General features: G+C 69.1%; 21 protein-coding genes and 1 riboswitch. Of the genes, 7 read left to right on the top strand and 14 right to left on the bottom strand.

Annotated features, from left to right (window positions below; all coding sequences use genetic code 11):
* Positions 1–14: 14 nt before the first annotated feature.
* The 7 genes from AC3WQA_RS15660 to nirB all read right to left on the bottom strand — a co-directional run bounded on the left by AC3WQA_RS15660 (position 15) and on the right by nirB (position 7,835).
* Complete coding sequence (locus tag AC3WQA_RS15660; RefSeq protein WP_492675961.1) at positions 15–506, bottom strand: regulatory protein RecX; 492 nt, start codon at positions 504–506, stop codon at positions 15–17.
* Between the two features lie 59 nt (positions 507–565).
* Positions 566–1,603, bottom strand: coding sequence for a recombinase RecA (gene recA / locus AC3WQA_RS15655; protein WP_492675960.1), 1,038 nt, complete (start codon positions 1,601–1,603; stop codon positions 566–568).
* 393 nt (positions 1,604–1,996) lie between these two features.
* Positions 1,997–2,503, bottom strand: a complete 507-nt coding sequence (locus AC3WQA_RS15650) for a CinA family protein (protein WP_492675959.1) — start codon at positions 2,501–2,503, stop codon at positions 1,997–1,999.
* Positions 2,504–2,581: 78 nt separating this feature from the next.
* Entirely contained in the window at positions 2,582–3,448 is an 867-nt protein-coding gene (locus AC3WQA_RS15645) for a uroporphyrinogen-III synthase (RefSeq protein ID WP_492675958.1), read from the bottom strand.
* The gene (gene cysG / locus AC3WQA_RS15640; RefSeq protein ID WP_492675957.1) at positions 3,448–4,890 is read right to left on the bottom strand and encodes a siroheme synthase CysG; all 1,443 of its coding nucleotides are present in this window, start codon (positions 4,888–4,890) and stop codon (positions 3,448–3,450) included. Before cysG ends, AC3WQA_RS15645 begins: the two co-directional genes overlap by 1 nt.
* Before the next feature lie 19 nt (positions 4,891–4,909).
* Positions 4,910–5,260, bottom strand: coding sequence for a nitrite reductase small subunit NirD (gene nirD, locus AC3WQA_RS15635; RefSeq protein ID WP_492675956.1), 351 nt, complete (start codon positions 5,258–5,260; stop codon positions 4,910–4,912).
* 4 nt (positions 5,261–5,264) lie between these two features.
* A complete protein-coding gene (gene nirB, locus AC3WQA_RS15630; protein ID WP_492675955.1) occupies positions 5,265–7,835 on the bottom strand; it encodes a nitrite reductase large subunit NirB in 2,571 nt (856 codons plus the stop codon).
* Between the two features lie 294 nt (positions 7,836–8,129).
* Between nirB and mutS the strand changes: the two genes are divergently transcribed.
* Positions 8,130–10,733: a DNA mismatch repair protein MutS gene (mutS, locus tag AC3WQA_RS15625; protein WP_492675954.1), complete on the top strand. Its 2,604-nt coding sequence runs from the start codon at positions 8,130–8,132 to the stop codon at positions 10,731–10,733.
* 23 nt (positions 10,734–10,756) lie between these two features.
* Here the strand turns inward: mutS and AC3WQA_RS15620 are convergent, their stop codons facing one another.
* The 4 genes from AC3WQA_RS15620 to AC3WQA_RS15605 all read right to left on the bottom strand — a co-directional run bounded on the left by AC3WQA_RS15620 (position 10,757) and on the right by AC3WQA_RS15605 (position 14,182).
* Positions 10,757–11,959, bottom strand: coding sequence for a response regulator transcription factor (locus tag AC3WQA_RS15620; RefSeq protein WP_492675953.1), 1,203 nt, complete (start codon positions 11,957–11,959; stop codon positions 10,757–10,759).
* A gap of 267 nt (positions 11,960–12,226) precedes the next feature.
* Positions 12,227–12,754, bottom strand: a complete 528-nt coding sequence (locus AC3WQA_RS15615) for a response regulator (protein ID WP_492676375.1) — start codon at positions 12,752–12,754, stop codon at positions 12,227–12,229.
* Between the two features lie 130 nt (positions 12,755–12,884).
* Positions 12,885–13,283, bottom strand: coding sequence for an RNA-binding S4 domain-containing protein (locus tag AC3WQA_RS15610; RefSeq protein WP_492675952.1), 399 nt, complete (start codon positions 13,281–13,283; stop codon positions 12,885–12,887).
* Positions 13,280–14,182, bottom strand: coding sequence for an AEC family transporter (locus tag AC3WQA_RS15605; protein WP_492675951.1), 903 nt, complete (start codon positions 14,180–14,182; stop codon positions 13,280–13,282). Before AC3WQA_RS15605 ends, AC3WQA_RS15610 begins: the two co-directional genes overlap by 4 nt.
* A 111-nt stretch (positions 14,183–14,293) precedes the next feature.
* On the opposite strand from AC3WQA_RS15605, the gene AC3WQA_RS15600 reads away from it, so the two are divergent.
* The 6 genes from AC3WQA_RS15600 to AC3WQA_RS15575 all read left to right on the top strand — a co-directional run bounded on the left by AC3WQA_RS15600 (position 14,294) and on the right by AC3WQA_RS15575 (position 21,119).
* Positions 14,294–15,424 carry a phosphotransferase enzyme family protein gene (locus AC3WQA_RS15600; RefSeq protein ID WP_492675950.1) on the top strand — a complete coding sequence of 377 codons (1,131 nt, stop codon included), beginning with the start codon at positions 14,294–14,296 and terminating at the stop codon, positions 15,422–15,424.
* A 30-nt stretch (positions 15,425–15,454) separates the two neighbouring features.
* Positions 15,455–15,550, top strand: a riboswitch (TPP riboswitch).
* A 65-nt stretch (positions 15,551–15,615) separates the two neighbouring features.
* On the top strand, positions 15,616–17,772 hold the full coding sequence (locus tag AC3WQA_RS15595; RefSeq protein WP_492675949.1) for a TonB-dependent receptor: 2,157 nt from the start codon (positions 15,616–15,618) through the stop codon (positions 17,770–17,772).
* Between the two features lies 1 nt (position 17,773).
* Complete coding sequence (gene pnuC, locus AC3WQA_RS15590; protein WP_492675948.1) at positions 17,774–18,367, top strand: nicotinamide riboside transporter PnuC; 594 nt, start codon at positions 17,774–17,776, stop codon at positions 18,365–18,367.
* A gap of 6 nt (positions 18,368–18,373) precedes the next feature.
* Positions 18,374–18,652 carry a 2-hydroxyacyl-CoA dehydratase gene (locus AC3WQA_RS15585; RefSeq protein WP_492675947.1) on the top strand — a complete coding sequence of 93 codons (279 nt, stop codon included), beginning with the start codon at positions 18,374–18,376 and terminating at the stop codon, positions 18,650–18,652.
* Between the two features lie 53 nt (positions 18,653–18,705).
* Positions 18,706–19,359, top strand: coding sequence for a DUF4124 domain-containing protein (locus AC3WQA_RS15580; RefSeq protein ID WP_492675946.1), 654 nt, complete (start codon positions 18,706–18,708; stop codon positions 19,357–19,359).
* Positions 19,360–19,511: 152 nt separating this feature from the next.
* The gene (locus AC3WQA_RS15575) at positions 19,512–21,119 is read left to right on the top strand and encodes a carboxyl transferase domain-containing protein (RefSeq protein ID WP_492675945.1); all 1,608 of its coding nucleotides are present in this window, start codon (positions 19,512–19,514) and stop codon (positions 21,117–21,119) included.
* A 17-nt stretch (positions 21,120–21,136) separates the two neighbouring features.
* On the opposite strand, the gene AC3WQA_RS15570 is transcribed toward AC3WQA_RS15575, so the two are convergent.
* The 3 genes from AC3WQA_RS15570 to AC3WQA_RS15560 form a co-directional block, all read right to left on the bottom strand.
* Complete coding sequence (locus AC3WQA_RS15570) at positions 21,137–21,874, bottom strand: hypothetical protein (RefSeq protein WP_492675944.1); 738 nt, start codon at positions 21,872–21,874, stop codon at positions 21,137–21,139.
* A 93-nt stretch (positions 21,875–21,967) separates the two neighbouring features.
* Complete coding sequence (locus AC3WQA_RS15565) at positions 21,968–22,822, bottom strand: FTR1 family iron permease (RefSeq protein ID WP_492675943.1); 855 nt, start codon at positions 22,820–22,822, stop codon at positions 21,968–21,970.
* A 4-nt stretch (positions 22,823–22,826) separates the two neighbouring features.
* Entirely contained in the window at positions 22,827–23,138 is a 312-nt protein-coding gene (locus AC3WQA_RS15560) for a cupredoxin domain-containing protein (protein WP_492675942.1), read from the bottom strand.
* Between the last annotated feature and the right edge of the window lie 55 nt (positions 23,139–23,193).

Genomic DNA, 23,193 nt, shown 5'->3' with positions numbered 1-23,193 from the left:
TGGCGCGGCCGCGCTCAACTTTCCTCGTCGGCCTCGTCCACTTCGGCGTGGGTCGCATATCTTACCGTGGCGGCGGCAAAGCCGCGGCGCAGCAGGAATTGCGCCCGCTTGCCCGTCTCGGTGCGGTCGGCGGCAGGCCGTGAGCCGTAGTGGCGGCGCAGCTGATTCAGGGCGCTGGCTTTCCAGTCCACCTCAGCCTCGTCCAGCAACTGGCGGATCGCCGCATCGGCGAGGCCGTGGGTTTTCAGCTCCATGCGGATGCGCGCCGGCCCATAGCCTTGCGCCACGCGGTTGCGCAGCAGCATGCCGGCGAAACGCTCGTCGTCCTGATAGTGCTGTTCGCCCAGGCGATCCAGCGCGGCTTCGGCTTCTTCGCCTTCGTAGCCGCCCTGCCCCAGCTTGCGGCGCAGCTCGCGCCGCGACTGCTCGCGGCGCGCGAGCAGTCCCAGCGCCTTGTCGTAGGCACTGGGCCGGGGTTTGTCGGCATGCTCGCGGCGACGGTTCAAAAGCCCCCCTCACCCCAGCCTGCTCCCCCTGGCATGCCGGGGGAGCGGGCGACCAGCAATCACGCCTCTTCCATCGCCTCGGCGGCCAGCGGCAGGCCGCTGCCGCCGGCGCTCACCAGGAGGCGCGCGCGCAGTTCGGCGTCGATCTCGTTGGCGATGGCGGGGTTGTCGCGCAGGAACTGGCGCACGTTTTCCTTGCCCTGGCCGATGCGGTCGCCCTTGTAGCTGTACCAAGCGCCGGACTTGTCGATCAGGTTCTGCGCCACGCCCAGCTCGATGATCTCGCCTTCGCGCGAGGTGCCCTCGCCGTAGAGGATCTCGAACTCGGTCTGGCGGAACGGCGGGGCGACCTTGTTCTTGACCACCTTGACGCGGGTTTCCGAGCCGATGATCTCGTCGCCCTTCTTCACCGCGCCGATGCGGCGGATGTCCAGCCGCACCGAGGCGTAGAACTTCAACGCGTTGCCACCGGTGGTGGTTTCCGGGCTGCCGAACATCACGCCGATCTTCATGCGGATCTGGTTGATGAAGATCACCAGGCAGCCGGATTTCTTGATGTTGGCGGTGAGCTTGCGCAGCGCCTGGCTCATCAGGCGGGCGTGCAGGCCGACGTGGGAGTCGCCCATCTCGCCTTCGATTTCGGCCTTGGGCGTGAGCGCGGCGACCGAGTCCACCACCACCACGTCCACCGCGCCCGAGCGCACCAGCATGTCGGCGATTTCCAGTGCCTGCTCGCCGGTGTCGGGCTGGGACACCAGCAGGTTGTCCACGTCCACGCCCAGCTTGGCGGCGTAGCTGGGATCGAGCGCGTGCTCGGCGTCGACGAAGGCCGCGGTGCCGCCGTTCTTCTGGCAGTTGGCGATCACCTGCAGGGTGAGTGTGGTCTTGCCCGAGGATTCCGGACCGTAGATCTCGACCACGCGGCCACGCGGCAGGCCGCCCACGCCCAGCGCGATGTCCAAGCCCAGCGAACCGGTGGACACGGTGTCGATCGCTTCGTTGACGCGGTCGCCCATGCGCATCACGGCACCCTTGCCGAACTGCTTTTCGATCTGGCCGAGGGCGGAGGCGAGCGCCTTGCGCTTGTTGTCATCCATCGTCTTGGTTCCGGTTGGGCTGTGAATGGAGGGCATCATGCCCGGATCGCGTCTCACGGGCTGCGATCTATAGAGCCTGTTTACGATCTCCGCATGGCCCGCGTTGCCTTGCGGTGGCCGCCAGGTGGTGGCGCGTGGCGCAGCGCCTGCCTGGCTGGCAGGCCAAGCCGCGCGCTGCCGCATGGCGGCCACCGCAAGGCAACCCGAAGGGCCGGGTCTGTTTGCCCGCATACCGGCGTCATCACTCGGTCGTGGACGGACGTGGACGGACGTCCACTCCTTCGTTCTTCCTTGGTCTGCACGCAAACAGCTCCCGGCGCGGGTCATGCGGAGATCGTAAACAGGCTCTCAGTATCCCACACCGGTCAAGCCCGTCAGCCGGCCCGCGGCGCTTCACTCCGTCAGGGTTTTCCGCAATCCGGCGAGCGCCGCGGCCACGGTCTGCCGGCGCACCGCCTCGCGGTCGCCGTCGAAATGGAACAGCCGCGCATGGGCGTAGCCGCCGCGACGTTTCCAGGCGATCCACACCGTCCCCACCGGCTTGTCCGGCGTGCCGCCGCTGGGGCCGGCGATGCCGGTGACCGCCACCGCCACGCCTGCGCCGAAACGGGCCAGCGCGCCGGAAACCATTTCCAGCGCGGTTTCCTCGCTTACCGCGCCGGTGTGTTCCAGCGTGCGCGGATCCACGCCGAGCAGCGCCTGCTTCGCCTCGTAGCTGTAGGTGACCACGCCGGCATCGAACCAGGCCGAGCTGCCGGGCAAGTCAGTGCATGCCTTGGCGATCCAGCCACCGGTGCACGACTCGGCCGAGACCAGCATCAGCCGTCGCTGCTGGACAGCGACCGCCACCTGCTCGGCCAGCTCCGTGAGCGCGGCGTCGGTGGGCGCAGAGAAAGTCATGCGGGGGAAACTCCTGGGGCGATGCATCGATGGGCAATCGTTGGTTCTACCCTTTCGGCACGGAGATGCCAAGCCCGATCAGGGTGCTGTCTGCGGATGCCGGGAGTGCAACGCGCCGGTCAACGCCTGCGTCAACGGCTTCATGTAGTAGCTGCCGGAGGGAATCGCATGGACATGCACGCCGTGCCGCGACAAGGCCTCGGCCACGAGAGGACCGACGGCAGCCACCACGGTGCGGGACAGTGCTTCGCCCAGGCTTGCGCCCTGTCCCCTGGCCTCCGCCAGGCGAAACAAGCGCTCCACCTGCTGCAGGCTGGTGAACGCCATCGCGTCGATCTCGCCCCGGCGCATGCGTTCGACCAGATCCAGCACATCGGCGTCATCGGCCGCGTCGGCATAGCGATAGGGAGCCACCGGCAACGCCACTGCGCCCGCCTCGGCGAGAAAGGCCATCAACGGCGCATTGGGTTCGCTGCCGTACAGCTGCACGCCGACGCGCCGACCGCGCAGGTCGAACTCACGCAGGCAGGCGATCACGCCGGGCGTGGTGGCCGGTTCGGCGACCACGTCGGGCCGCAGCCCCAGTTCGCGCAGCACGCGGCCCGGCTTGGGGCCGCGCGCAACGATGCGCACCTGGCCCAGGCGTTCGACAAAACCCTCTCTGAGGTCGGGTGCATGCTGATCGATCATGGCGAGCAGGCGGTGCAGGCCTTCGCCGGTGAACAGCAGCAGGTCGTCGCAACCGCCGCCGATGAACATGCGCAGCCAGTCGAGCACGGGCGCGGGATCCGGCGCGTCGCGGATATCGACCAGAGGGCAGCGCAGCACGCTGGCTCCGCGTCGTTCCAGCAAGGCCGCGAACACATCGAGTTCGCGCGACTCGGGAACGGCGATGCGGCGCCCGGCCAGCGGCAATATCCCGGTACCGGCGGGCGGCATCGCCATCAGGCCAGCTCGGCTTGCGCGCTGCGTTCGTGCAGCCCGATCCGGGAACTCCCGTCCACCAGCTCGCCGAACCACGCGTGCTCGCGGGCATAGGCCGCCACTTCGCCGATGATGAGCAGCGACGGCGTGGCGACGGCGTGGGTCCTGGCCAGCCTCGGCAGCTCGCCAAGGGTGCCGGCGATCACGCGCTGCTGCGGCAGGCTGCCGTTTTCGACGATGGCTATCGGCGTCTCTGCCGAGCGGCCTTGCATCATCAGGCGGTCCACCAGCACATCGATCCTCTCCACGCCCATGTAGATGGCAAGCGTCTGCCGCGGATCGCCGAGCGCGCGCCCGTCCAGCGTATCGGTGGCCTCCTTGCCGTGGGCGGTCAGCAGGCAGATCGAGCGCGCATGGTCGCGATGAGTCAGCGGAATGCCGGCATATGCTGCACACGCCACCGCAGCGGTGACGCCCGGCACTACTTCGCAAGCGATGCCATGGCGACGCAGGAAAGCCAGCTCCTCGCCACCGCGGCCGAACACGAAGGGATCGCCGCCCTTCAGGCGCACCACGCGCCGGCCTTCGCGCGCATGCGCCAGCATGAGCCGGTGGATCTGCTCCTGCGGCATGTGGCGGCCGCCGCAGCGCTTGCCCACGTCGATGCGCTCGGCATCACGCCGCGCCATCGCGAGAATCCCGGCACCCACCAGCTGGTCGTGCAGGATCACGTCCGCTTCGTTCAGCGCACGCAAGGCCTGCAGGGTGAGCAGGCCCGGATGGCCAGGGCCTGCACCAACCAGCACCACGGAGCCCTTGCGCCGCGGCGCGCCCTCGTCGCGCAAGGCATCGAGCAGTGCCTGCTCCGCCTCCGGTGCCCTGCCGTTGCGCAATGAGGACAGCACCGGCCCATCGTGCAGCCAGTCATAGAACTCGCGCCGGCGCGCCAGGTCCGCCCGCTGCCGGACGATGCGCGCACGATGGCGTTGCGCCAGCGTCACCAGCGCTCCCAGTGCGTTGTCCAGCAGGCGCTCCAGGGTTTCGCGCACGCGGCGTGCCAGCGCGGGCGCTGCGCCTGCCGTAGAGATGGCCACCACCAGCGGCGAACGGTCAACCACGGCCGGCACATGGAAGCGCGACTGCGCCGCATCGTCCACCACGTTGGCAAAGATGCGCCGCTCGCCCGCTGCCACCGCCACCGCTGCGTTGAGTGCGCGATCGTCGGTGGCCGCGATGACCAGCCACATGCCATCGAGCCAGCCCGGCACGAACTCGCCGCGCAACCAGGCCAGCTGCCCCTGCCCGACCTGGCAAGTCAGCGATTCGTCCAGTTGCGGTGCACCTACCGTGACCCGCGCACCAGCATCGAGCAAGGCCTCGGCCTTGCGGCGCGCGACGGCGCCGCCGCCGACCACCAGCACCGGCAGACCCTTGAGGTCGGCGAAGAGCGGATACAGCTTCATCGATGGCCTCCCGTTCGACTCATGGCGCCCCGTGCCTGACCTGCACCAAGGCGCCCACGCATCGCACCTGCCACGGCGGCACGCTGTACTGCGGCGACTCCAGGCATTCCCCCGTGCGCAGATCGAAATGCTGCTTGTGGATGGGCGAGGCCACCACCACCCGTTCGCCCAGGTTGCCGACCAGCCCGCGCGACAGCACCGCCGCCTCCGTGCGGGGATCGACGTTGCCGATGGCGTGGAGCCCGCCGCCGCGGAGCCGGAACACCGCCACCTGCTCGACGCCGACCAGGGCGCATACGCCGGTGTCGGGCACGATCTCGTCGAGCCCGCATACGGACGTCCATTCGTCATGGGATGCGTTGCCGTTCATCGCTTCACTCCGTCTCGACCACAACCGGGATGCTGCGGAGCCGTCCATGCTTTTCTTCCACCGTCGCCGGGCGGATCTGCCCGCGCTCCGGCACGAAGCTCACCTGGCCGTCGCCCGCATCGCTGTTCACGAAATGGCGGAAGCGCCGGCGCACCTGCGGGTCGCTCACCGCCTTCTTCCACTCGCACTCGTAGCTGTCGATCACCTGCCGCATTTCCGCCTCGAGCTCGGCGACGATGCCCAGCCGGTCGTGGATGATCACGTCGCGCAGGTAGTCCATGCCGCCTTCGAGGTTGTCTCGCCACGTGCTGGTGCGTTGCAGGCGGTCGGCCGTGCGGATGTAGAACATCAGGAAGCGGTCGATATAGCGGACCAGGGTCGCGGTATCGAGGTCGCCGGCCAGCAGCTCGGCATGGCGCGGCTTCATGCCGCCGTTGCCGCAGACGTAGAGGTTCCAGCCCTTCTCGGTGGCGATGATGCCCACGTCCTTGCCCTGCGCCTCGGCGCATTCGCGCGTGCAGCCGGACACGGCGAACTTCAGCTTGTGCGGCGAGCGCAGGCCCTTGTAGCGGTTCTCCAGGTCGATGGCCTGACCCACCGAATCCTGCACGCCGTAGCGGCACCAGGTGGAACCCACGCAGGACTTCACCGTGCGCAGCGACTTGCCGTAGGCATGGCCCGATTCGAAGCCGGCGGCGATCAGCTCCTCCCAGATCAGCGGCAGCTGCTCCAGCCGTGCACCGAACATGTCGACGCGCTGCCCGCCGGTGAGCTTGGTGTAGAGGCCGTACTTGCGCGCGACCTGCCCGATCGCGATCAGCCCGTCCGGCGTCACCTCGCCACCCGCCATCCGCGGCACCACCGAATAGGTGCCGTCCTTCTGGATGTTGGCCAGGAAGTAGTCGTTGGAGTCCTGCAGCGAGGCGTGTTCCTGCTGCAGCACGAACTCGTTCCAGCACGACGCCAGGATGCTGGCCACTGTGGGCTTGCAGATGTCGCAGCCCAGGCCCTTGCCGTGCCGCGCCAGCAGCTCGTCGAAGCGGCGGATGCGCTCCACGCGGACTAGGTGATAGAGCTCCTGCCGCGAGTAGGCGAAGTGTTCGCAGAGGTGGTTGTCCACCGCCATGCCCTGGCGCTTCATCTCCACTTTCATGATCTGCGTGACCAGCGGCACGCAGCCGCCGCAGGTGGTACCTGCCCGCGTCGCTTGCTTCAGTGCGTCGATCGAGGTGGCGCCCGCCGCCACGGCATCGCACAGCTGTCCCTTGCTGACGTTGTTGCAGGAGCAGATCTGCGCCGATGCCGGCAGCGCGTCCACCGCGAGACCCGGCTTCGCCTTGCCGTCGGAAACCGGCAGGATCAGCGACTCGGGCGACTCCGGCAGCTCCATGCCGTTCAACACCATCTGCAGCAGCGTGCCGTAGTCGGTGGCATCGCCCACCAGCACGCCGCCGAGCAGGCGCTTGCCGTCTTCGGACACCACCAGCTTCTTGTAGACCTGCCGGTGCCCGTCGCTGAACTGGTAGCTGCGGCTGCCCGGCGTCGCGCCGTGCGCATCGCCGATGCTCGCCACGTCCACGCCCATCAGCTTGAGCTTGGTGGACATGTCCGCGCCGACGAACTCCGGCAACTCGGGCGCCTGCCGCCGGGTCAGCAATGCGTTCAGATGGCTGGCCACCACGCGCGCCATCTCGTAGCCCGGCGCCACCAGGCCGAACACCTTGCCGCCCCATTGCGCGCACTCGCCGATGGCGTAGACATCGCGGTCGCGCGTGCGGCAGAAGTTGTCGACCATGATGCCGCCGCGCTGCCCCACGCCCAGTTCGCTCTGCCGCGCCAGTTCGTCGCGCGGCCGGATGCCGGCGGAAAACACGATGAGGTCGGTTTCCAGATTGCTGCCGTCGGCGAAGCTCATGCGATGGCGCAGCGTTTCGCCATCGGTGATCTGCAGCGTGTTCTTGCCGGTGTGCACGACCAGGCCGAGATCCTCGATGGTCTTGCGCAGCATCTGCCCGCCGACGTCGTCCACCTGCACCGCCATCAGGCGCGCGGCGAACTCCACCACGTGCGTCTCCAGCCCCATGTCGCGCAGTGCCTTGGCGCACTCCAGGCCGAGCAGGCCGCCGCCTATCACGACGCCATGCCTGGAATCACCGCCCCATTGCGCCAGCGATTCCAGATCGTCCAGCGTGCGATATACCAGGCAGCCGGGACGATCGTTGCCCGGGATCGCCGGCACGAACGGCGTCGAGCCCGCGGCGATCACCAGCTTGTCGTACGGAATGACTTCGCCGTCGCTGGTGGTCACGCGCTTCATCGCGCGATCGATGCCTACCGCACGCGTGCGCAGGCGCAGATGCATGCCGGCCTGCTCGAAGAAGCCGGGTGTCACCAGCGAAAGATCCTCGGCGCTCTTGCCGGCAAAGAATTCCGACAGATGCACGCGGTCATACGCGGGCCGGGTTTCCTCGCACAGCACGGTGACGTCCAGGCCCGGCGGCTGCAGCGCCGCCAGTTCCTCCAGCAACTTGTGGCCCACCATGCCGTTGCCTACCACGACAAGCCGCATCGTCATCTCGATGACCTCCTCGTCCGCCCTTGATTGCTGCCTTGCAACACGTATGCCACGCGCAAAAGCCACGCAGGAATGCGGACTCGGGCGAGATGTCGAAGCCGTTTCCTGCCACGACGTGCACCAGCCACGGCCAAACACCCCACCACCTGCACCACCGCAGTGCAGCAATCGACTCGCAAGACCGTGGGCAGCGGCCGATGCCCCGCGCTCAACAACGCCGGGACGAACCGCTAAAGTGACTGCCTTTGGCCGGTGCTCCAGCGTCGGCACGCACCATCAGGACACCGCACAGGAATGGCCGACAACAGCACCGAACACACTCCGCTCATGCGCCAGTACCTGGCCGCCAAGGCCAAGCACCCGGACGTGCTGCTGTTCTTCCGCATGGGCGATTTCTACGAACTGTTCTACGACGACGCGCGCAAGGCGGCGCGACTGCTCGACATCACGCTGACCCAGCGCGGCCAGTCGGCGGGCCAGCCGATCCCGATGGCGGGCGTGCCCTATCACGCGGTGGAGAACTACCTGGCGAAGCTGGTGCGCCTCGGCGAATCGGTGGCGATCTGCGAGCAGATCGGCGATCCAGCACTGGCCAAGGGCATCGTCGAGCGCAAGGTGGTGCGCGTGGTCACGCCAGGCACGGTGACCGACGCCGCGCTGCTGGAAGAACGCCGCGACAACCTGCTGCTGGCGATCGCCGCCGGCGCGAAGGACGGCTACGGCCTGGCCTGGGTGGACCTGTCCAGCGGCCGTTTCCTGCTCAGCGAAGTGCCGCACGCCGAGGCGCTGGCGGCGGAACTCGCGCGCCTGCAGCCCGCCGAGACGCTGGTGGACGAAAGCGTGGCCTGGCCGAAGCTGGTCACCGCCCTGCCCGGCCTGCGCAAGCGCCCGCCATGGCATTTCGAGACCGATGCGGCGCGGCGCGAGCTCAACCGTTTCTTCGGCACGCGCGACCTCGGCGGCTTCGGCGTGGACGGCCTGCCGCTGGCGATCGGCGCAGCCGGCTGCCTGCTCGGCTACGTCGAGGAAACCCAGAAGAGCGCGCTGCCGCACCTGAGCGGCATGGCGGTGGAATCGGCCAGCGAAACCATCGCGCTGGATGCCGCCACCCGCCGCAACCTTGAACTCGATACGCACCCGAGTGGCCGCACCGAACACACCCTGCTCGGCGTGCTGGACGAAACCGTGACGCCGATGGGCGCGCGCCTGCTGCGCCGCTGGCTGAATCGTCCGCTGCGCTCGCGCGACGTGCTGCGCGGCCGGCACCAGGCCATCGGCACGCTGATCGACAACCGTCGCTACGAAGCATTGCGCGAGCAGTTGCGCGGCATTGGCGACCTGGAACGCATCCTTGCCCGCGTGGCATTGCGCTCGGCGCGGCCGCGCGACCTGTCCACCTTGCGTGACGGCCTGCTCGCCGCGCCGGTGCTGCGCGAGCGTATCGCCGACCTGGACAGCCCGCTGCTGCACTCGCTGGTCGAACGCATCGGCGACCACTCCGACAACGCCGCCCTGCTCGCCAAGGCCATCGTGCCGCAGCCGCCGGTGCTGCAGCGCGACGGCGGCGTGATCGCCGACGGCTACGACGCCGAGCTTGACGAACTGCGCCGGCTCTCCACCCACGCCGACCAATACCTCGTCGAGCTGGAGGAGCGCGAGAAAGCCGCCAGCGGCATCCCATCGCTCAAGGTGGGCTACAACCGCGTGCACGGCTACTACATCGAGATCAGCAAGGCGCAGTCCGGCAAGGCGCCCACGCATTACACGCGCCGCCAGACCACCAAGAACGCCGAGCGCTACATCACCGAGGAGCTCAAGCAGTTCGAGGACAAGGTGCTGTCTGCGAAGGAGCGCTCGCTTATGCGCGAGCGCGCGCTGTACGAGGCGCTGCTCGATACGCTGATCGAACGGCTGGAGCCGCTGAAGCAGGCCGCGGCCGCGATGGCCGAACTGGACGTGCTGGCCACCCTCGCCGAGCGCGCCGAGACGCTGGACTGGAGCGCGCCCGAACTCGCCGACGAAGCCGGCATCGCCATCGAGCGCGGCCGCCACCCGGTGGTGGAAAAGGTGCGCGAGGAACCGTTCGAACCGAACGACCTGCAACTCGCCGACGCCCGCCGCATGCTGGTCATCACCGGCCCCAACATGGGCGGCAAGAGCACCTATATGCGGCAGAACGCGTTGATCGTGCTGCTCGCCCACATCGGCAGCTACGTGCCGGCCGCGCGTGCGGTGATCGGCCCGATCGACCGCATCTTCACCCGCATCGGCGCGGGCGACGACCTCTCGCGCGGCCAGTCCACCTTCATGGTGGAGATGAGCGAGACGGCGAACATCCTGCACAACGCCACCGCGCAATCGCTGGTGCTGATGGACGAAGTGGGCCGCGGCACCAGCACCTACGATGGTCTGGCGCTGGCGCGTGCCGCCGCCGTGCACCTGGCCACGGCCAGCCGCGCCTTCACGTTGTTCGCCACGCACTATTTCGAATTGACGGAACTGGCCGGCGACTATCCCGACATCGCCAATGTGCATCTCGACGCCGTCGAACTTCACGATCAGAAGCGGGGCGAGCAATTGGTGTTCATGCATGCGGTGAAGGATGGCCCCGCCAACCGCAGTTTCGGTCTGCAGGTGGCCGCGCTGGCCGGGCTACCCAAGACGGTGATCGCCGAGGCGCGCCGCACGCTGGCGCAGCTGGAGCGCGGCATGCCCGCCACCGTCGCCAGGCCCGCCGACGCCTCGCCGCAGCTGGGCCTGTTCGCCCCCCCCGCCCCCTCGGCGGTGGAGCACGCGCTGGACGCCATCGACCCCGACGCGCTCAGTCCGCGCGAAGCGCTGGAAGCGCTGTATCGGCTGAAACACCTGCTGCCGGGACACCAGGAGCGTGGGCGGTAGAAACCAGGCCCCAGGCGCCCAGCTCAGGCACCATCTTTTGGCGGCGTGCCATCGGCGCGCGACGCGTGCGTGGCTCCTGCCGGATGCGCCGCGCCGACCGGTGGCTCCGCCGCCTTCACATGCGAGGGCGCCAGCACGCGCGCGCGCGAAGCCAGCCAGGCCAGGGCCGAGTGGGCCGGTGAACCTGTCGCCGGTGACGTATGGGCCGGCGCAACTGGCACGGGCGTGGGAGCTACCGGCACCGTCGCTGCCGCCGCAACCACCGACGCGACCGGGTGCGCCGATGGTACGGCGGCCACCGGCAGCCCAGGCAGCGACGCCGGCGACGGCACGGGTTGCGGCTGGGCCTCGCCGTGCGGCGCGGGCGCTACTGGCAGGGCGTGCGCCGCCAGCGCCGGGTGCGGCTCACGCATGGCATGCGCTTCAGGCGCAAGCGGCGGCGCGGGCGGCACGAGGCTGTCCACCACCGGCGTCTCGCGCGCCGCATGGAACTCGTGCACGGGTGGCGGCACGACGCCATTCAAGCCGCGCGGCACGGGCACGGCATGCGCTTCAAGCGTGGCCGGCATCGCCGTGGCGACGGGCTCCGGCATGTGCTGCGCCGGTGCCGACACCGCTGCGTGCAGCTCGTGCAAGCCATGCAGATCGTGCGGCTTGTGCTCACCGTAGGCCGCATCCGGCAGCGCGATATCCGGGATCGCATCCCACTCATCCTGGCTCACGCCGCCGGGAGGAACCACGACCTCCGCGTCCGGCGCAAACACCGGCGCCGTCTCCACGCGCGCCGGCAAGCGGCCGGCCTGCACCAGCTGGCGTATCCGCTCGAACACTTCCTCACGGCCAAACGGCTTCTTCATGAAATCGTCGGCGCCGTAACGCTGCACGTAGAACTGCTCGGTGGCCTGCACGTTGCCGCTGATCATCACGATCGGCACATGCGCGGTGGCCTGCTCGCGGCGCAGGGTACGCAGCACCTCGAAGCCGGACACGCCGGGCATCACGATGTCGAGAAAGACGAGATCCAGGCGCTCGCTGCGCGCCAGCGCCAGCGCGCTGGCGCCATCATCCGCCTTGAGCACCTCGTAGCCATCCTGGTTCAACATCTTGCCCAGCACCGCGCGTATCGTGGCGGAGTCGTCCACCACCAGCACGCGCGTGCTGGCCGCCGCGCGCACACGCGGCACATGGTGCCGGCGGTCGCCGCCGCCCACCAAGCGCTTGAACAAGCCAAATCCGGCCATGATTCCCCATTCCCCAGCCGGCACAGGCACCGGCGCCGGCCCAGTTTCCCGCGCCGATGCCGGCATGCGCAAGCGTCGCTTTGTCAACGTGTCGGCACCGGCGAAAAATTCGAGCATCGTCGCGCGGGCGCCGCCGGGCGGGACTAACAAGCTGTGCTGCGTGAAAACCAGGGCGTTGGCTGAACCTCATGGCCGCCGTTCCCGCGCAGCACGTCGCCGCCAGGGCGTTACGTACCGGCCGCCCGCCGAGGCTCAGGCGGACACGCCGGGCGCCGCCGCGTCGTCTCCACCGGGCAAGACGACCGGCGACACCTCGTGCGGGCGCGCGGGCAAGCGCTCGGCGCGCACCAGCGCATCGATGCTCGCTACCACCTCGGCGCGACCGAAGGGTTTGCGGATGAAGTTGTCGGCACCGAAACGCTGCACGTAGAACTGTTCGGTGGCCTGCCGGTTGCCGCTCATCATCACGATGGGGACGTCCGCGGTGTCCGGGTCGTGGCGCAAGGCGCGCAATACCACGAAGCCGCTGATGCCAGGCAGCACGATGTCCAGGAAAATCAGCTGGGGCCGCTCGGCGCGCGCCAGATCCAGCGCCTGCTCGCCATCGACCGCCGTCCGCACGGCATAACCATCCTGTTCCAGCAGACGCCCCAGCACCGCGCAGATGGTCGGCGAATCGTCCACCACCAGGATGCGCGTGCCCGGCGCCGCCTGGCTGCGCGTCTCCATCACCGCCTGCGCGCTGCCGAGCCAGCGCCTGAAGAACCCCGAGCCACCCATCATTGCCTCTCCCCATGTCGTGGCCGGCGCCAGCCGTCTGTCGCGGCCTGCCGAGCTTGCGCATGGTGCAGCACCGTGGCGATGCGATCTGCGACCCAGGGCACACGGCATGCCATCGCCGTCACGCGGCTCACTCGCCGCCGGAGTGATCCTTCCAGCGCCGCAGTTCCCGGCGGGCATGCTTGTCCGGCCGCCGCGCCGGCGCCTGCATGCCCAGCAGGCGCTGCTGCTCGCGGCGCGCCTCCCGCGCGGATCGGCTGGCTGCGCTCTCCAGGTACAGCGCCTGCGCCACACTGGCCGGGCCGCGCTGCGACGACAAGGCCAGTACGACGACCTCCAGCCGCTCCTCGCCCCGACCAATGCGCAGCGTGTCGCCCACGCGCAAGGTCTTCGCCGGCTTGCAGCCGGCATCGTTCACTTCCACCTTGCCGCCATCGATGGCCTGCCTGGCGAGGCTGCGTGTCTTGAAGAAACGCGCCGCCCACAGCCAGACGTCGGCGCGCAGCGCAGTGGCTTCGTCGCCAGTCATCGCGGCAACCACAGGTTGCCCAGCGGCACGGTGACCAGCGAAATCACGATGCCGATGCCCAGCACGGTGTTGGCCAGTTCAGGGTCGAGCCCGTACTCATCGGCAAGGATGGTGGCCGACACCATCGGCGCCATCGCCACCTGCAGCACGCCGACGGTGAGCGTGAGCCCACCCACGCCGGCGGCCGCGCCCATGGCCCAGCACAGCGCGGGTGCCAGCAGCAGTTTCCAGCCCAGCCCCCATGCCGCCGCGCCGAACTGACCCTGGCCACCCTGCAGGCGAAACTGCAGCCCCACCGAAAACAGCGCGAGCGGCGTCATGGTGTCGCCCAGTGGCTTGAACACGCCGTCGAACGCCGCCGGCCAGCCACCCACCAGCCCCACGCCCAGCGCCAGCAGCAGGGCGAGAAAGGCCGGAAAAGTGAGGATGCGCCGCACGATCTGGCGCGGCGCGGGATCGCGCCCCGCATAGACCGAGGCCACCACGATGGCCACCGAGGCCAGCAGTGGAAAGCTGCCGAGCTGGTCGGCCACCACCGCCAGCGTGAGCCCGGCCTCCCCGTGCAGGGCTTCGAGCATCGGATAGCCCATGAAGGCGGTGTTGCCCAGCCCGCACACCAGCACCAGCGCGCCGATGCGCCCGCGCGACCAGCCCAGACGCGGCCCGATCCACGCAAACAACCCCCAGGCGCCGAAAAAGGTCAGCCAGGTCGCCACCACCGGAAACCACAGCGTGGCGTCGATCCGCAGTTTCGGAATCAGCTCCAGCACCAGCGCTGGCAGCGCGATGTTGATGACCCACCAGTTGAGCCCATGCACGATGCCCGCCGGCGGGTTCGCCCAGCGGCGCACCACGGCGCCCAGGGCCAGACAAGTGAACAGCAGCAGCAAGGCGCTCATCGGGATGCGGGCAGTGGCGAAGGCCCCACATTATCAGGCGCGCGCGAAGCCGCCCCCACGGAAGCACGCGACGCATCGGCGATAATGCAGACCCAACCGCCAACCACCGCCATGACCGCCCCCAACCACCGCGTGCACGGCCTCGCCGCCGACGACGTCGCGCCCGACTGGCCACCCTTGACCACCGCCGAGCTCGCCCGCCTGCTCGACTGCTACCCGGCGCTGGCAGCACCGCGCGCCATCGCCTGGCATAGCCCGCGCCCGCTCGCCGCCGCCGCACTGGTGGACACGGCCGGCGGCCGCGTCTTCGTGAAGCGCCACCACGTGAGCGTGCGCAGCGCGGCCGGGCTCGCCGAAGAACACGCCTTCATGGCTCACCTGCGCGCACGCGGCGTGCCGATACCGGCCGTGCTGGTTGCCGCCGATGGCGCCAGCGCCGTCACGCTGGGCGCATGGGTCTACGAGGTGCACGCGCCCGCCGACGGCATGGACATCTACCGCGACACCATGTCGTGGGTGCCGCCCGCCGAACCGGCGCACGCCTGGCAGGCCGGCGCCATGCTGGCACGCCTGCACGAAGCTGCCGCGGGTTATGCCGCTCCCCAGCGCCGCGCGTCGCTGCTGGTGGCGCGCAGCGAGCTGATCGAGGCGGCCGATCCGCCAGCCATGCTCGCCGCGCACCTGTCCACGCGCCCCGACCTGGCCGCCTTCCTGCGCGAACGCGACTGGCGCGGCGAGCTGGCCGAAGCACTGGCGCCCGGCCATGCCAGCGTGCGGGCGCGCATCGCCCGCGAACCCCGGCAGTGGACGCACGGCGACTGGCACGTTTCCAACCTTTGCTGGAGCGGCGCCGAACCGGCGGCGCACATCGCCAGCGTGCTCGATTTCGGCCTCGCCGCGCGCACGTTCGCCCTGTTCGACCTCGCCACCGCCATCGAGCGCAACGCCATCGCCTGGTTGCGGGCCGACGACGACCGCGCCCGCCCGGACATCGCCCGCGCGCTGATCGCGGGTTATCGCGACGTGCGTGCACTGGATCGGGACGCGCTCGACCTCCTGGCCGATCTCCTGCCCATCGTGCACGTGGATTTCGCGCTCTCCGAAGTGGACTACTTCGTCGCCATCACCCGCTCGCGCGCCAACGCCGAAGTCGCCTGGAACGCCTTCCTGCGCGGACATGCCGCGTGGTTCCGCACGCCGCACGGCCAGGCGCTGCTCGACGTCATCCGTGCCGGTGCCTGAGCGGGCCAGCCGGCTTCGTGGTCTAATACGCCACTGAAGCGGGGGTGCCTGGCGTTGCCGGGCTGAGAGAGTCCCTTGGAACCTGACCCGGTTAGCACCGGCGTAGGGAGCTTGATCCGAAAGTCGCGCACCCCGCCCGGGGCAAGCCGGCTTGCCGTCGCTTCGTCCCCTCCCCAAGACGTAAGCCGACGATGACGTTCTCCCGCACTCCCCTGCTGCTTGCCCTGCTCGCCACCTTCGGCGCGGCGGTTCACGCCGACGATGCTCCGCAGACCACCGATCTCGCCCCGGTCAAGGTCAAGGCCAACGCCCCCGACGACCGCCACGGCACCGCCATCGACGCCTGGGGCAACGCCACGCCGCACGACACCCCGGCCACGATCACCGTGATCGCGCGCCGCACGCTGGACGCGCACGCCATCCGCACGCTGGGCGAGCTCGCCCGCGAGGATGCCGCGCTGGGCAACAGCTACGCGCCGGTGGGCTACTACCAGAACATTTCCATCCGCGGCTATCCGCTGGACTGGGCCACCGGCTACCGGCTGAACGGGCTCACCCTCACCGGCGAGCAGACGATGCCGCTGGAAGACAAGCAGCAGGTCGCCGTGCTGAAAGGGCTGGACGGGCTGGACGCCGGCGTGATGGAACCCGGCGGCGTGGTGAACTACGTTTCCAAGCGTCCTGCCGACGTGCACACCGTCACCGCAGGCACGGATTCGCACGGCTCGCGCTACACCGCGCTGGACGTGGGCGCCTGGCTCACTCCCCACTTCGGCCTGCGCGCCAACATGGCGTGGGAGGACACCCACTCCTACGTGCAGCACACCAATGGCCGGCGCAACTTCTACGCGCTGGCCGCCGACTGGCGCATCACGCCCGTCGCCACGCTGGAAGTGGACAGCGACTACCAGACCAGCGCCCAGCGCTCGGCCTCGGGCTACGAACTACTGGGCGGCAGCGTGATTCCGCCCCATCCCGATCCCACTCGCCTGTTGGGCTTCGAGCCGTGGCAGAAACCGGTGGGCATCCACGCCTGGAACAGCAGCGCGCGGCTGAACGTGGCGCTCAGCGACGCCTGGCAGTTGCGCCTGGCCGCCGGCCACAGCCGCAGCGTGATCCAGGACAACGTGGCCTTCGCCTATGGCTGCTTCTACCAGGCCGCCTGCGCCAACCTCGTCACCACCGGCGCCTATTTCGCGCCTGACGGCGGCTATGACGTCTACGACTACCGCAGCCCCGACGACACCCGTGTGAGCGACGAGGCGCGCGCCAGCGTGCAAGGGCATATCGACACCGGCAGCGTCAGCCACGACCTGAGCTTCGGCGCCAGCGACTTCCGCCGCACCATCGACCGCCGCGTGGAGGTGTACGACTACGTGGGCAGCGCCAATATCGCCGACGTCAACCCGCCCTACCTGCCGCCCTCGCCCAACCAGCCCGGCCCCTCCGCGCGCCGACTGGACAGCTGGCAGCGCACGCTGTTTGCGATGGATCGCCTGCACCTGGGCGACGACTGGCAGCTGATCGCCGGCACGCATCTGGTGCGCCTGAACGAGACCGCCTTCGACGACAGTGGCGCGCCCACGCGCACCACGCGGATGACCAAGGCACTGCCGCAAGCCGCCGTGCTATGGCAGCCCGCCGCGCCGCTCACCGTCTACGCCAGCTACAGCGAAGGCTTGGCGCTGGGGCTGGAAGCGCCCTACTGGGCCAGCAACGGCGGTGACATGCTGGGGCCACGCCTGTCGCGCCAACTCGAAACCGGTGTGAAGTACGCGCTGAACGATGCCTTCGACCTCAGCGCCGCGCTGTACCGCATCCGCCAGCCCTACCAATACGCGCAGCCGGACAACTCCACCGCCGGCTACACCTTCGTGCAGCATGGCGAAGAAGTGCACAGCGGCCTCGAATGGGGTGCCCACGGCAAGCTGAGCGAGCAGCTGCGTCTCGACGCCAGCGCCAACTGGATGCGCGCCCAGTCCCAAAACACCGGCACGCCCGCCTACGACGGCCACCAAGTCGCCAACGTGCCGCGCCTGCGCACCACGCTGTATGCCGATTACTCGCTCGCCGATCTGCCCAGCCTCGGCCTGCTCGGCGGCTGGCGCTACACCTCGCCCAACGTGGCCACGCCCGACGGTCGCATCCGCGTGCCGGCCTGGAACGTGTTCGACGCCGGCCTGCGCTATACCAGCGCCTGGCACGGTCACGCGCTGACCTGGCAACTGTGGGTGGACAACGTGTTCAACCACGCCTACTGGAGCGACACCGGCAGCGCCTGGGGCGACAGCTACCTGTTCCCCGGCGCGCCGCGACTGGCGCGGCTGTCGCTCACCATCGGCCTGTGACATGGGCTGGTTCGAACTCGCCGCCGCCATCGTCAGCGCCTGGGGCGTGTGGCTCACCGCGCGCCGCCGGCCGTGGTGCTGGCCGATCGGACTGATCTCGGTGATCGCCTACGGCGTCGTGTTCGTCGATGCCAGGCTGTATTCGGACGCCCTGCTGCAAGGCGCCTTCGGCGTGATGATCCTGTTCGGCTGGTGGCGCTGGCTGCGGCATCTGGGCGACGACGGCAAGGTGCGCATCGCCGCGCTGCCAGCGCTGCGGGCGAGCGTGCATCTTCTGCTGGGCGCCATCGGCGCGGTGGCGCTGGGCGCCTTCATGCACCGCTACACCGACGCTGCCCTGCCCTGGCTGGACGCCAGCCTCACCGCCGGCAGCCTGGTGGCGCAGTGGTGGCAGGCGCAGCGCCACACCGCCGCGTGGTGGCTGTGGATCATCGTGGACGTGGTCTACGTGGGTGAATACCTCTACAAGGATCTGCGCATCACCGCCGTGCTCTACGCCGGCTTCGTGGCGCTGGCGGTGATCGGGCTGCGCCAGTGGCGGCAAGCAGCCGTCCCGGCATCATGCGAAAATGCGGAGGTTCCTGCCGTCCATTGAAGCCGCATGCTCTCCAAATCCTACGATTTCCGCCAGTTTCAAGCCGAACTTGCCGCATTGGACGCCGCCAAGCCCCGCCCCGCCCCCATCGCCCCGACCAAGCCCGCCAGCGCCGCCGCGCGCATGGCGCGTGCCCGCGAGGAATTCCTCGCCCTGCGCGAGCGCCACAACCTCAGCGTGGCCGACGTGGTGGCGTTCTTTCCCGAAGAGGAAGGCATCGCCTACTTGCAAGGGCTGCTTGCAGTGCCAGCAGCCAAGCCGCGCCGACGCAAGGCCGGCACCTGAGCATTCAGCCACCCTAACGCCGACGCAACGGCGAATGGGCGCAAAATAGGCGCATGAACCTGCCCCGCCTCGCCCTGCCCTGTCTCGCCGCGCTCGCCCTCGCCGCGCTGCCGGCCCGCGTCGGCGCGCAGGACATCTACAAGTGCACGCAAGGCGGCCAGCTCACCTACACCGACCACCCCTGCCCCGCCGGCAAAGGTGAGCTGCTGCACCAGGCCGACAGCACCGAGACCATCGACCAGTACCTGCGCCTGGGCGAGGACACCAAGGCCGAGGCCTGGGCCAAGGCGCATCACCTTGAAGACCTGTACCGGCAGCGCCTGGCGCTGCGCGACGACCGGCTGAAGGCACAAGCCGAACAAGCCCGGCAGGATGCCCTGGCCGCACAACAGCAGGCCGAGCAGACCCGCGAACAGGCCGCCGCGCAGGCCCAGCAACAGGCGCTGGCTGCGCAGGCGGCGCAAAACGCGCAATTGCAGGCCGAAAACGCTGCCCTGCGCCAGCAGAACGCCAGCTACCAGTCTGCCCTGTCGCAACCGGTGTATGCGCCGGTGGTCTACGGCGGCATCGCCTACCCGCCGCACCGCGGCGATCATCACGGCGACCGCGATGACCACCACCATGGCGGCGACACGCCGCCGCCCGTCACCGGCCAGCTACTGTTCAAGAACTGCAACGCCAAGGCCGGCGGCCGGGTGGACTGCTGATCCATCGGCGGCATCGCGTACCGGCATCGCCGCGCCAGCCCCAACCCGGCAACGCACACCGGCAAGGCCATGCGGCCGCGCCCCTCGGCGTGCGGTCTCGACGCGCGGCGCACCCGCTATCATTTGCGGTTCCACCTCAACGGCCGCCGCGCATGAGCGTCATCGTCTCGCAGATCGATCCGCGTAGTCCCGAATTCCAGGCCAACCACGCCCGCCTGCGCACGCTCACCGAAGCGCTGCAGCACGAACTGGCGAAGAACGCCGAAGGCGGCGGCGCCAGGGCGCGCGCGAAGCACGAGGCCCGCGGCAAACTGTTGCCGCGCGAGCGCATCCGCGCCCTGCTCGATCCCGGTTCGCCTTTCCTCGAACTCGCTCCGCTGGCCGCGCACGGCATGTACGACGACGCTGCCCCGGCCGCCGGCCTGGTCGCCGGCATCGGCCGCGTGCACGGCCTTGAGGTGATGGTGCTCGCCAATGACGCCACGGTGAAGGGCGGCACCTACTTCCCGATGACGGTGAAAAAGCATCTGCGCGCGCAGGAAGTGGCGTTGGAGAACCGCCTGCCCTGCGTCTATCTGGTCGACTCCGGCGGCGCCTTCCTGCCGCTGCAGGACGAAGTATTCCCGGACAAGGAGCACTTCGGGCGGATCTTCTACAATCAGGCGCGGATGAGCGGCCTGGGCATCCCGCAGATCGCCGTGGTGATGGGCTCGTGCACCGCCGGCGGCGCCTACGTGCCGGCGATGTGCGACGAGACGGTGATCGTGCGCGAGCAGGGCACCATCTTCCTCGGCGGCCCGCCGCTGGTGAAGGCGGCCACCGGTGAGGTGGTCGACGCCGAGACGCTGGGCGGCGCGGACGTCCATACGTCCATCTCCGGCGTGGCCGATCACTACGCCGAGAACGACGCCCACGCACTCAGCATCGCGCGCGACATCGTGGCCTCGCTCAACCGCAAGAAAACCACGCCGCTGGCGCTCGCCGAGCCGGTCGAACCGAAATATCCAGCGGACGAGCTCTACGGCGTGATCCCCGAAGACACCCGCCGTCCGTTCGACATCCACGAAGTAATCGCGCGACTGGTCGACGGCTCGGAGTTCCACGAGTTCAAGGCGCGCTACGGCAAGACCCTGGTGTGCGGCTTCGCCCATATCCACGGCTACCCGGTGGGTATCGTCGCCAACAACGGCATCCTGTTCGCCGAGAGCGCGCTCAAGGGCGCGCACTTCATCGAGCTGTGCAACCAGCGCAACGTGCCGCTGGTGTTTTTGCAGAACATCACCGGCTTCATGGTCGGCAAGAAGTACGAACAGGCCGGCATCGCCAAGGACGGCGCCAAGATGGTCACCGCCGTGGCCTGCTCGCAGGTGCCGAAGTTCACCGTGGTGATCGGCGGCAGCTTCGGCGCCGGCAACTACGCGATGTGCGGCCGCGCCTACGGTGCGCGCTTCCTGTGGATGTGGCCGAACGCACGCATCAGCGTGATGGGCGGCGAGCAGGCTGCCAGCGTGCTCGCCACGGTGAAGCGCGACGGCATCGAGGCGGCCGGCAAATCGTGGAGCGCGGAAGAGGAAGACGCCTTCAAGGCGCCGATCCGCGAGCAGTACGAGCGCCAGGGCCACCCCTACTACGCCAGCGCCCGGCTGTGGGACGACGGCATCATCGACCCCGCCGACACCCGCCGCGTGCTCGGCCTGGCGATCTCGGCCTCGCTCAACGCACCGATCGAGCCGCAGCGCTACGGCGTGTTCCGCATGTAGCGCTGCCGGCGCGCTACTCAGAAGAACTCGTATTCCAGCTGGGCCAGCCAGGTGCGCCGCGGGGCCGCCGCGTTGATGCCCAGCAGCACGCCGAAGCGGTATTCCAGGTTGCCGCGGCTGTGCGGCACGTGCCATTCGCCGGCGACGATCGGCCCCGCCTGGTAGGCGCGGTCGTCCGGGCGGCCGTAGGCTTCGATACCCGGACGGAACGCCGGGGTCACCGCATAGGTGCCGGAGTAGCTGTAGCGGAACACGGTAGCGTGCGACGCGCCGCCGCCCACCTCGCGCTCCCAGATCAGGTTGACCCGGTGGTCGAAACGGCCGACCGTCTTTTCTATCAGCGGCCCAAACTCCAGCTCGCCGGGACCGCTGCCCTTCGGATGGCCGTAGGACGCGAGCAGGCCGACATCGGCCCAGTACTGACCCGGTTCGGTCAGCTGGAAGGTATTTTCGAATTCGTAGCCGACCAGCTTGCCACCCTCGCCCGGCGCGCGCTCGTACTTGGCCAGGTACAACTCGGTCTTCCACCAGCCGTTGAAGGCATGGGCCACCGAGAACTCGGCGGCGCGCTCGCCATCGTAGTTGCTGCGACCGTCACCCACGTCGAAGCCGCGCAGTTCGATCTCGCTCTGCGTGGCGATGACGTGCGGTGAGTACACGATGAAATCGTCAGCCTGCGCGCGCCCGGCGCACGCCAGCGATGCGGCGGCGAACAGCAGCAGGCAGGCGCGGGGATAAGGGGTATGCGGGGTCATGGAATGGCTTCCTCAGGGTACGAAAAGGTGTCATCGGGGCGCACGGCACCAGCCCGCGGCGCGATGCCGCGGGGTGTGGCTCGGGTGCGGGAGTCAGGTTCGGGTTGGCGAAGCGGCAGCCATGGCGGTATGGCCGGCTTGGGCGGGGGCCGGGCGCCCGGCCCAGCGCATGCCGCCCAGCAGGATCAGCAAGGTGGCGCCGTAGAACACCAGCTGGATGCCAGCCGGCGAGGCGTCGTAGCCGATCAGCACGCCCAAGGTCTTGCCGGCGAGCGAGCCGTTGGAAAGCAGCCAGGAGCTGTCCCATAGCTGCTCGCCCAGCGCCGGCAGCCGGTTGGCCTGCAGCAGGAAGCGCGCCGCGCTGGACGCCAGTCCCGCCGCCAGCAGCACCAGCATCGCGTTGGTGGCGCTGAAGAAGTGCTTGAGCGGGATGCGCAGCAGACCGAAGTACAGCGCGAAGCCGAGCAGTACGCCGCCACCCACGCCGAGCGCGATGCCGCCGGCCAGGGCCGCCGCACCGACGCCACCCATCGCCATCGAGTAGAGGAACAGCACCACCTCGGAGCCCTCGCGCAACACCGCCAGCGCGACCACCGCCAGCAGCAGGGTGAGCGAACTGGAGCCGGCCTTCACCGCCTGCCCTACCGCACTCATGTGTCGTGCCAGCTCGCGCGCATGGCGCGACATCCACACCACGTGCCAGCCGATCATCGCCACCGCGACAAGCAGCACGCTGGCATTGAACAGCTCCTGTCCCGAGCCACTGGCCAGCCGCTCGATGACGCCGGCGCCCAGCGCCACCAGCATCGCGCCGACCAGGCCCAGGCCGATGCCACCGGACACGTACACCCCGCGCCAGCGCACGCCGCGCGTGGCAGCGCAGACGATGGAGACGATCAGTGCCGCCTCCAGCACCTCGCGAAACACCAGCAATGCTACGCCAGGCATGGCATCACTCCACGATCAGACGGCCCTGGGCCGTGTCCTGGTGAAAGTCGCCAAAGAACCGGTAGCTGCCGGGCTTGAGCGGGCCAACGAAAACGTTGGTCGTACTGTTCGGCAACACGATCTTCTCGCGGCCCAACTCGGTGCTTTCAAATTCCTCGGGCGCGGCGTCGCGGTTTTCGACCACCAGCTTGAACTTGGTGCCCGCCGGAACCTTGAGCTCGGTCGGCTGGAACGCGTGGCCACGGATGGCGAGATGGAACTCGGGAACTTCGCTGGCATGCGCGGCGAAGCTCGAGAGCAGCAAGATGGCTAGCATGGGGAGACGGTTCACGCTGACGAGTCCAAACCGGGAAGGTGCGTGAATGATAACG

The organism is Rhodanobacter sp. FW106-PBR-R2A-2-24, from assembly GCF_058789615.1.
Note: the sequence above shows the minus strand (reverse complement) of the source record. Positions and strands in the feature narration are given on the sequence as shown.

Coding starts and splice junctions, on each gene's coding strand:
- recA (WP_492675960.1), bottom strand. CDS start 1,603: ATGGATGACAACAAGCGCAAGGCGCTCGCCTCCGCCCTCGGCCAGATC.
- AC3WQA_RS15650 (WP_492675959.1), bottom strand. CDS start 2,503: ATGACTTTCTCTGCGCCCACCGACGCCGCGCTCACGGAGCTGGCCGAG.
- AC3WQA_RS15645 (WP_492675958.1), bottom strand. CDS start 3,448: ATGGCGATGCCGCCCGCCGGTACCGGGATATTGCCGCTGGCCGGGCGC.
- cysG (WP_492675957.1), bottom strand. CDS start 4,890: ATGAAGCTGTATCCGCTCTTCGCCGACCTCAAGGGTCTGCCGGTGCTG.
- nirD (WP_492675956.1), bottom strand. CDS start 5,260: ATGAACGGCAACGCATCCCATGACGAATGGACGTCCGTATGCGGGCTC.
- nirB (WP_492675955.1), bottom strand. CDS start 7,835: ATGACGATGCGGCTTGTCGTGGTAGGCAACGGCATGGTGGGCCACAAG.
- mutS (WP_492675954.1), top strand. CDS start 8,130: ATGGCCGACAACAGCACCGAACACACTCCGCTCATGCGCCAGTACCTG.
- AC3WQA_RS15615 (WP_492676375.1), bottom strand. CDS start 12,754: ATGGGTGGCTCGGGGTTCTTCAGGCGCTGGCTCGGCAGCGCGCAGGCG.
- AC3WQA_RS15610 (WP_492675952.1), bottom strand. CDS start 13,283: ATGACTGGCGACGAAGCCACTGCGCTGCGCGCCGACGTCTGGCTGTGG.
- AC3WQA_RS15605 (WP_492675951.1), bottom strand. CDS start 14,182: ATGAGCGCCTTGCTGCTGCTGTTCACTTGTCTGGCCCTGGGCGCCGTG.
- AC3WQA_RS15600 (WP_492675950.1), top strand. CDS start 14,294: ATGACCGCCCCCAACCACCGCGTGCACGGCCTCGCCGCCGACGACGTC.
- AC3WQA_RS15595 (WP_492675949.1), top strand. CDS start 15,616: ATGACGTTCTCCCGCACTCCCCTGCTGCTTGCCCTGCTCGCCACCTTC.
- pnuC (WP_492675948.1), top strand. CDS start 17,774: ATGGGCTGGTTCGAACTCGCCGCCGCCATCGTCAGCGCCTGGGGCGTG.
- AC3WQA_RS15585 (WP_492675947.1), top strand. CDS start 18,374: ATGCTCTCCAAATCCTACGATTTCCGCCAGTTTCAAGCCGAACTTGCC.
- AC3WQA_RS15580 (WP_492675946.1), top strand. CDS start 18,706: ATGAACCTGCCCCGCCTCGCCCTGCCCTGTCTCGCCGCGCTCGCCCTC.
- AC3WQA_RS15575 (WP_492675945.1), top strand. CDS start 19,512: ATGAGCGTCATCGTCTCGCAGATCGATCCGCGTAGTCCCGAATTCCAG.
- AC3WQA_RS15570 (WP_492675944.1), bottom strand. CDS start 21,874: ATGACCCCGCATACCCCTTATCCCCGCGCCTGCCTGCTGCTGTTCGCC.
- AC3WQA_RS15565 (WP_492675943.1), bottom strand. CDS start 22,822: ATGCCTGGCGTAGCATTGCTGGTGTTTCGCGAGGTGCTGGAGGCGGCA.
- AC3WQA_RS15560 (WP_492675942.1), bottom strand. CDS start 23,138: ATGCTAGCCATCTTGCTGCTCTCGAGCTTCGCCGCGCATGCCAGCGAA.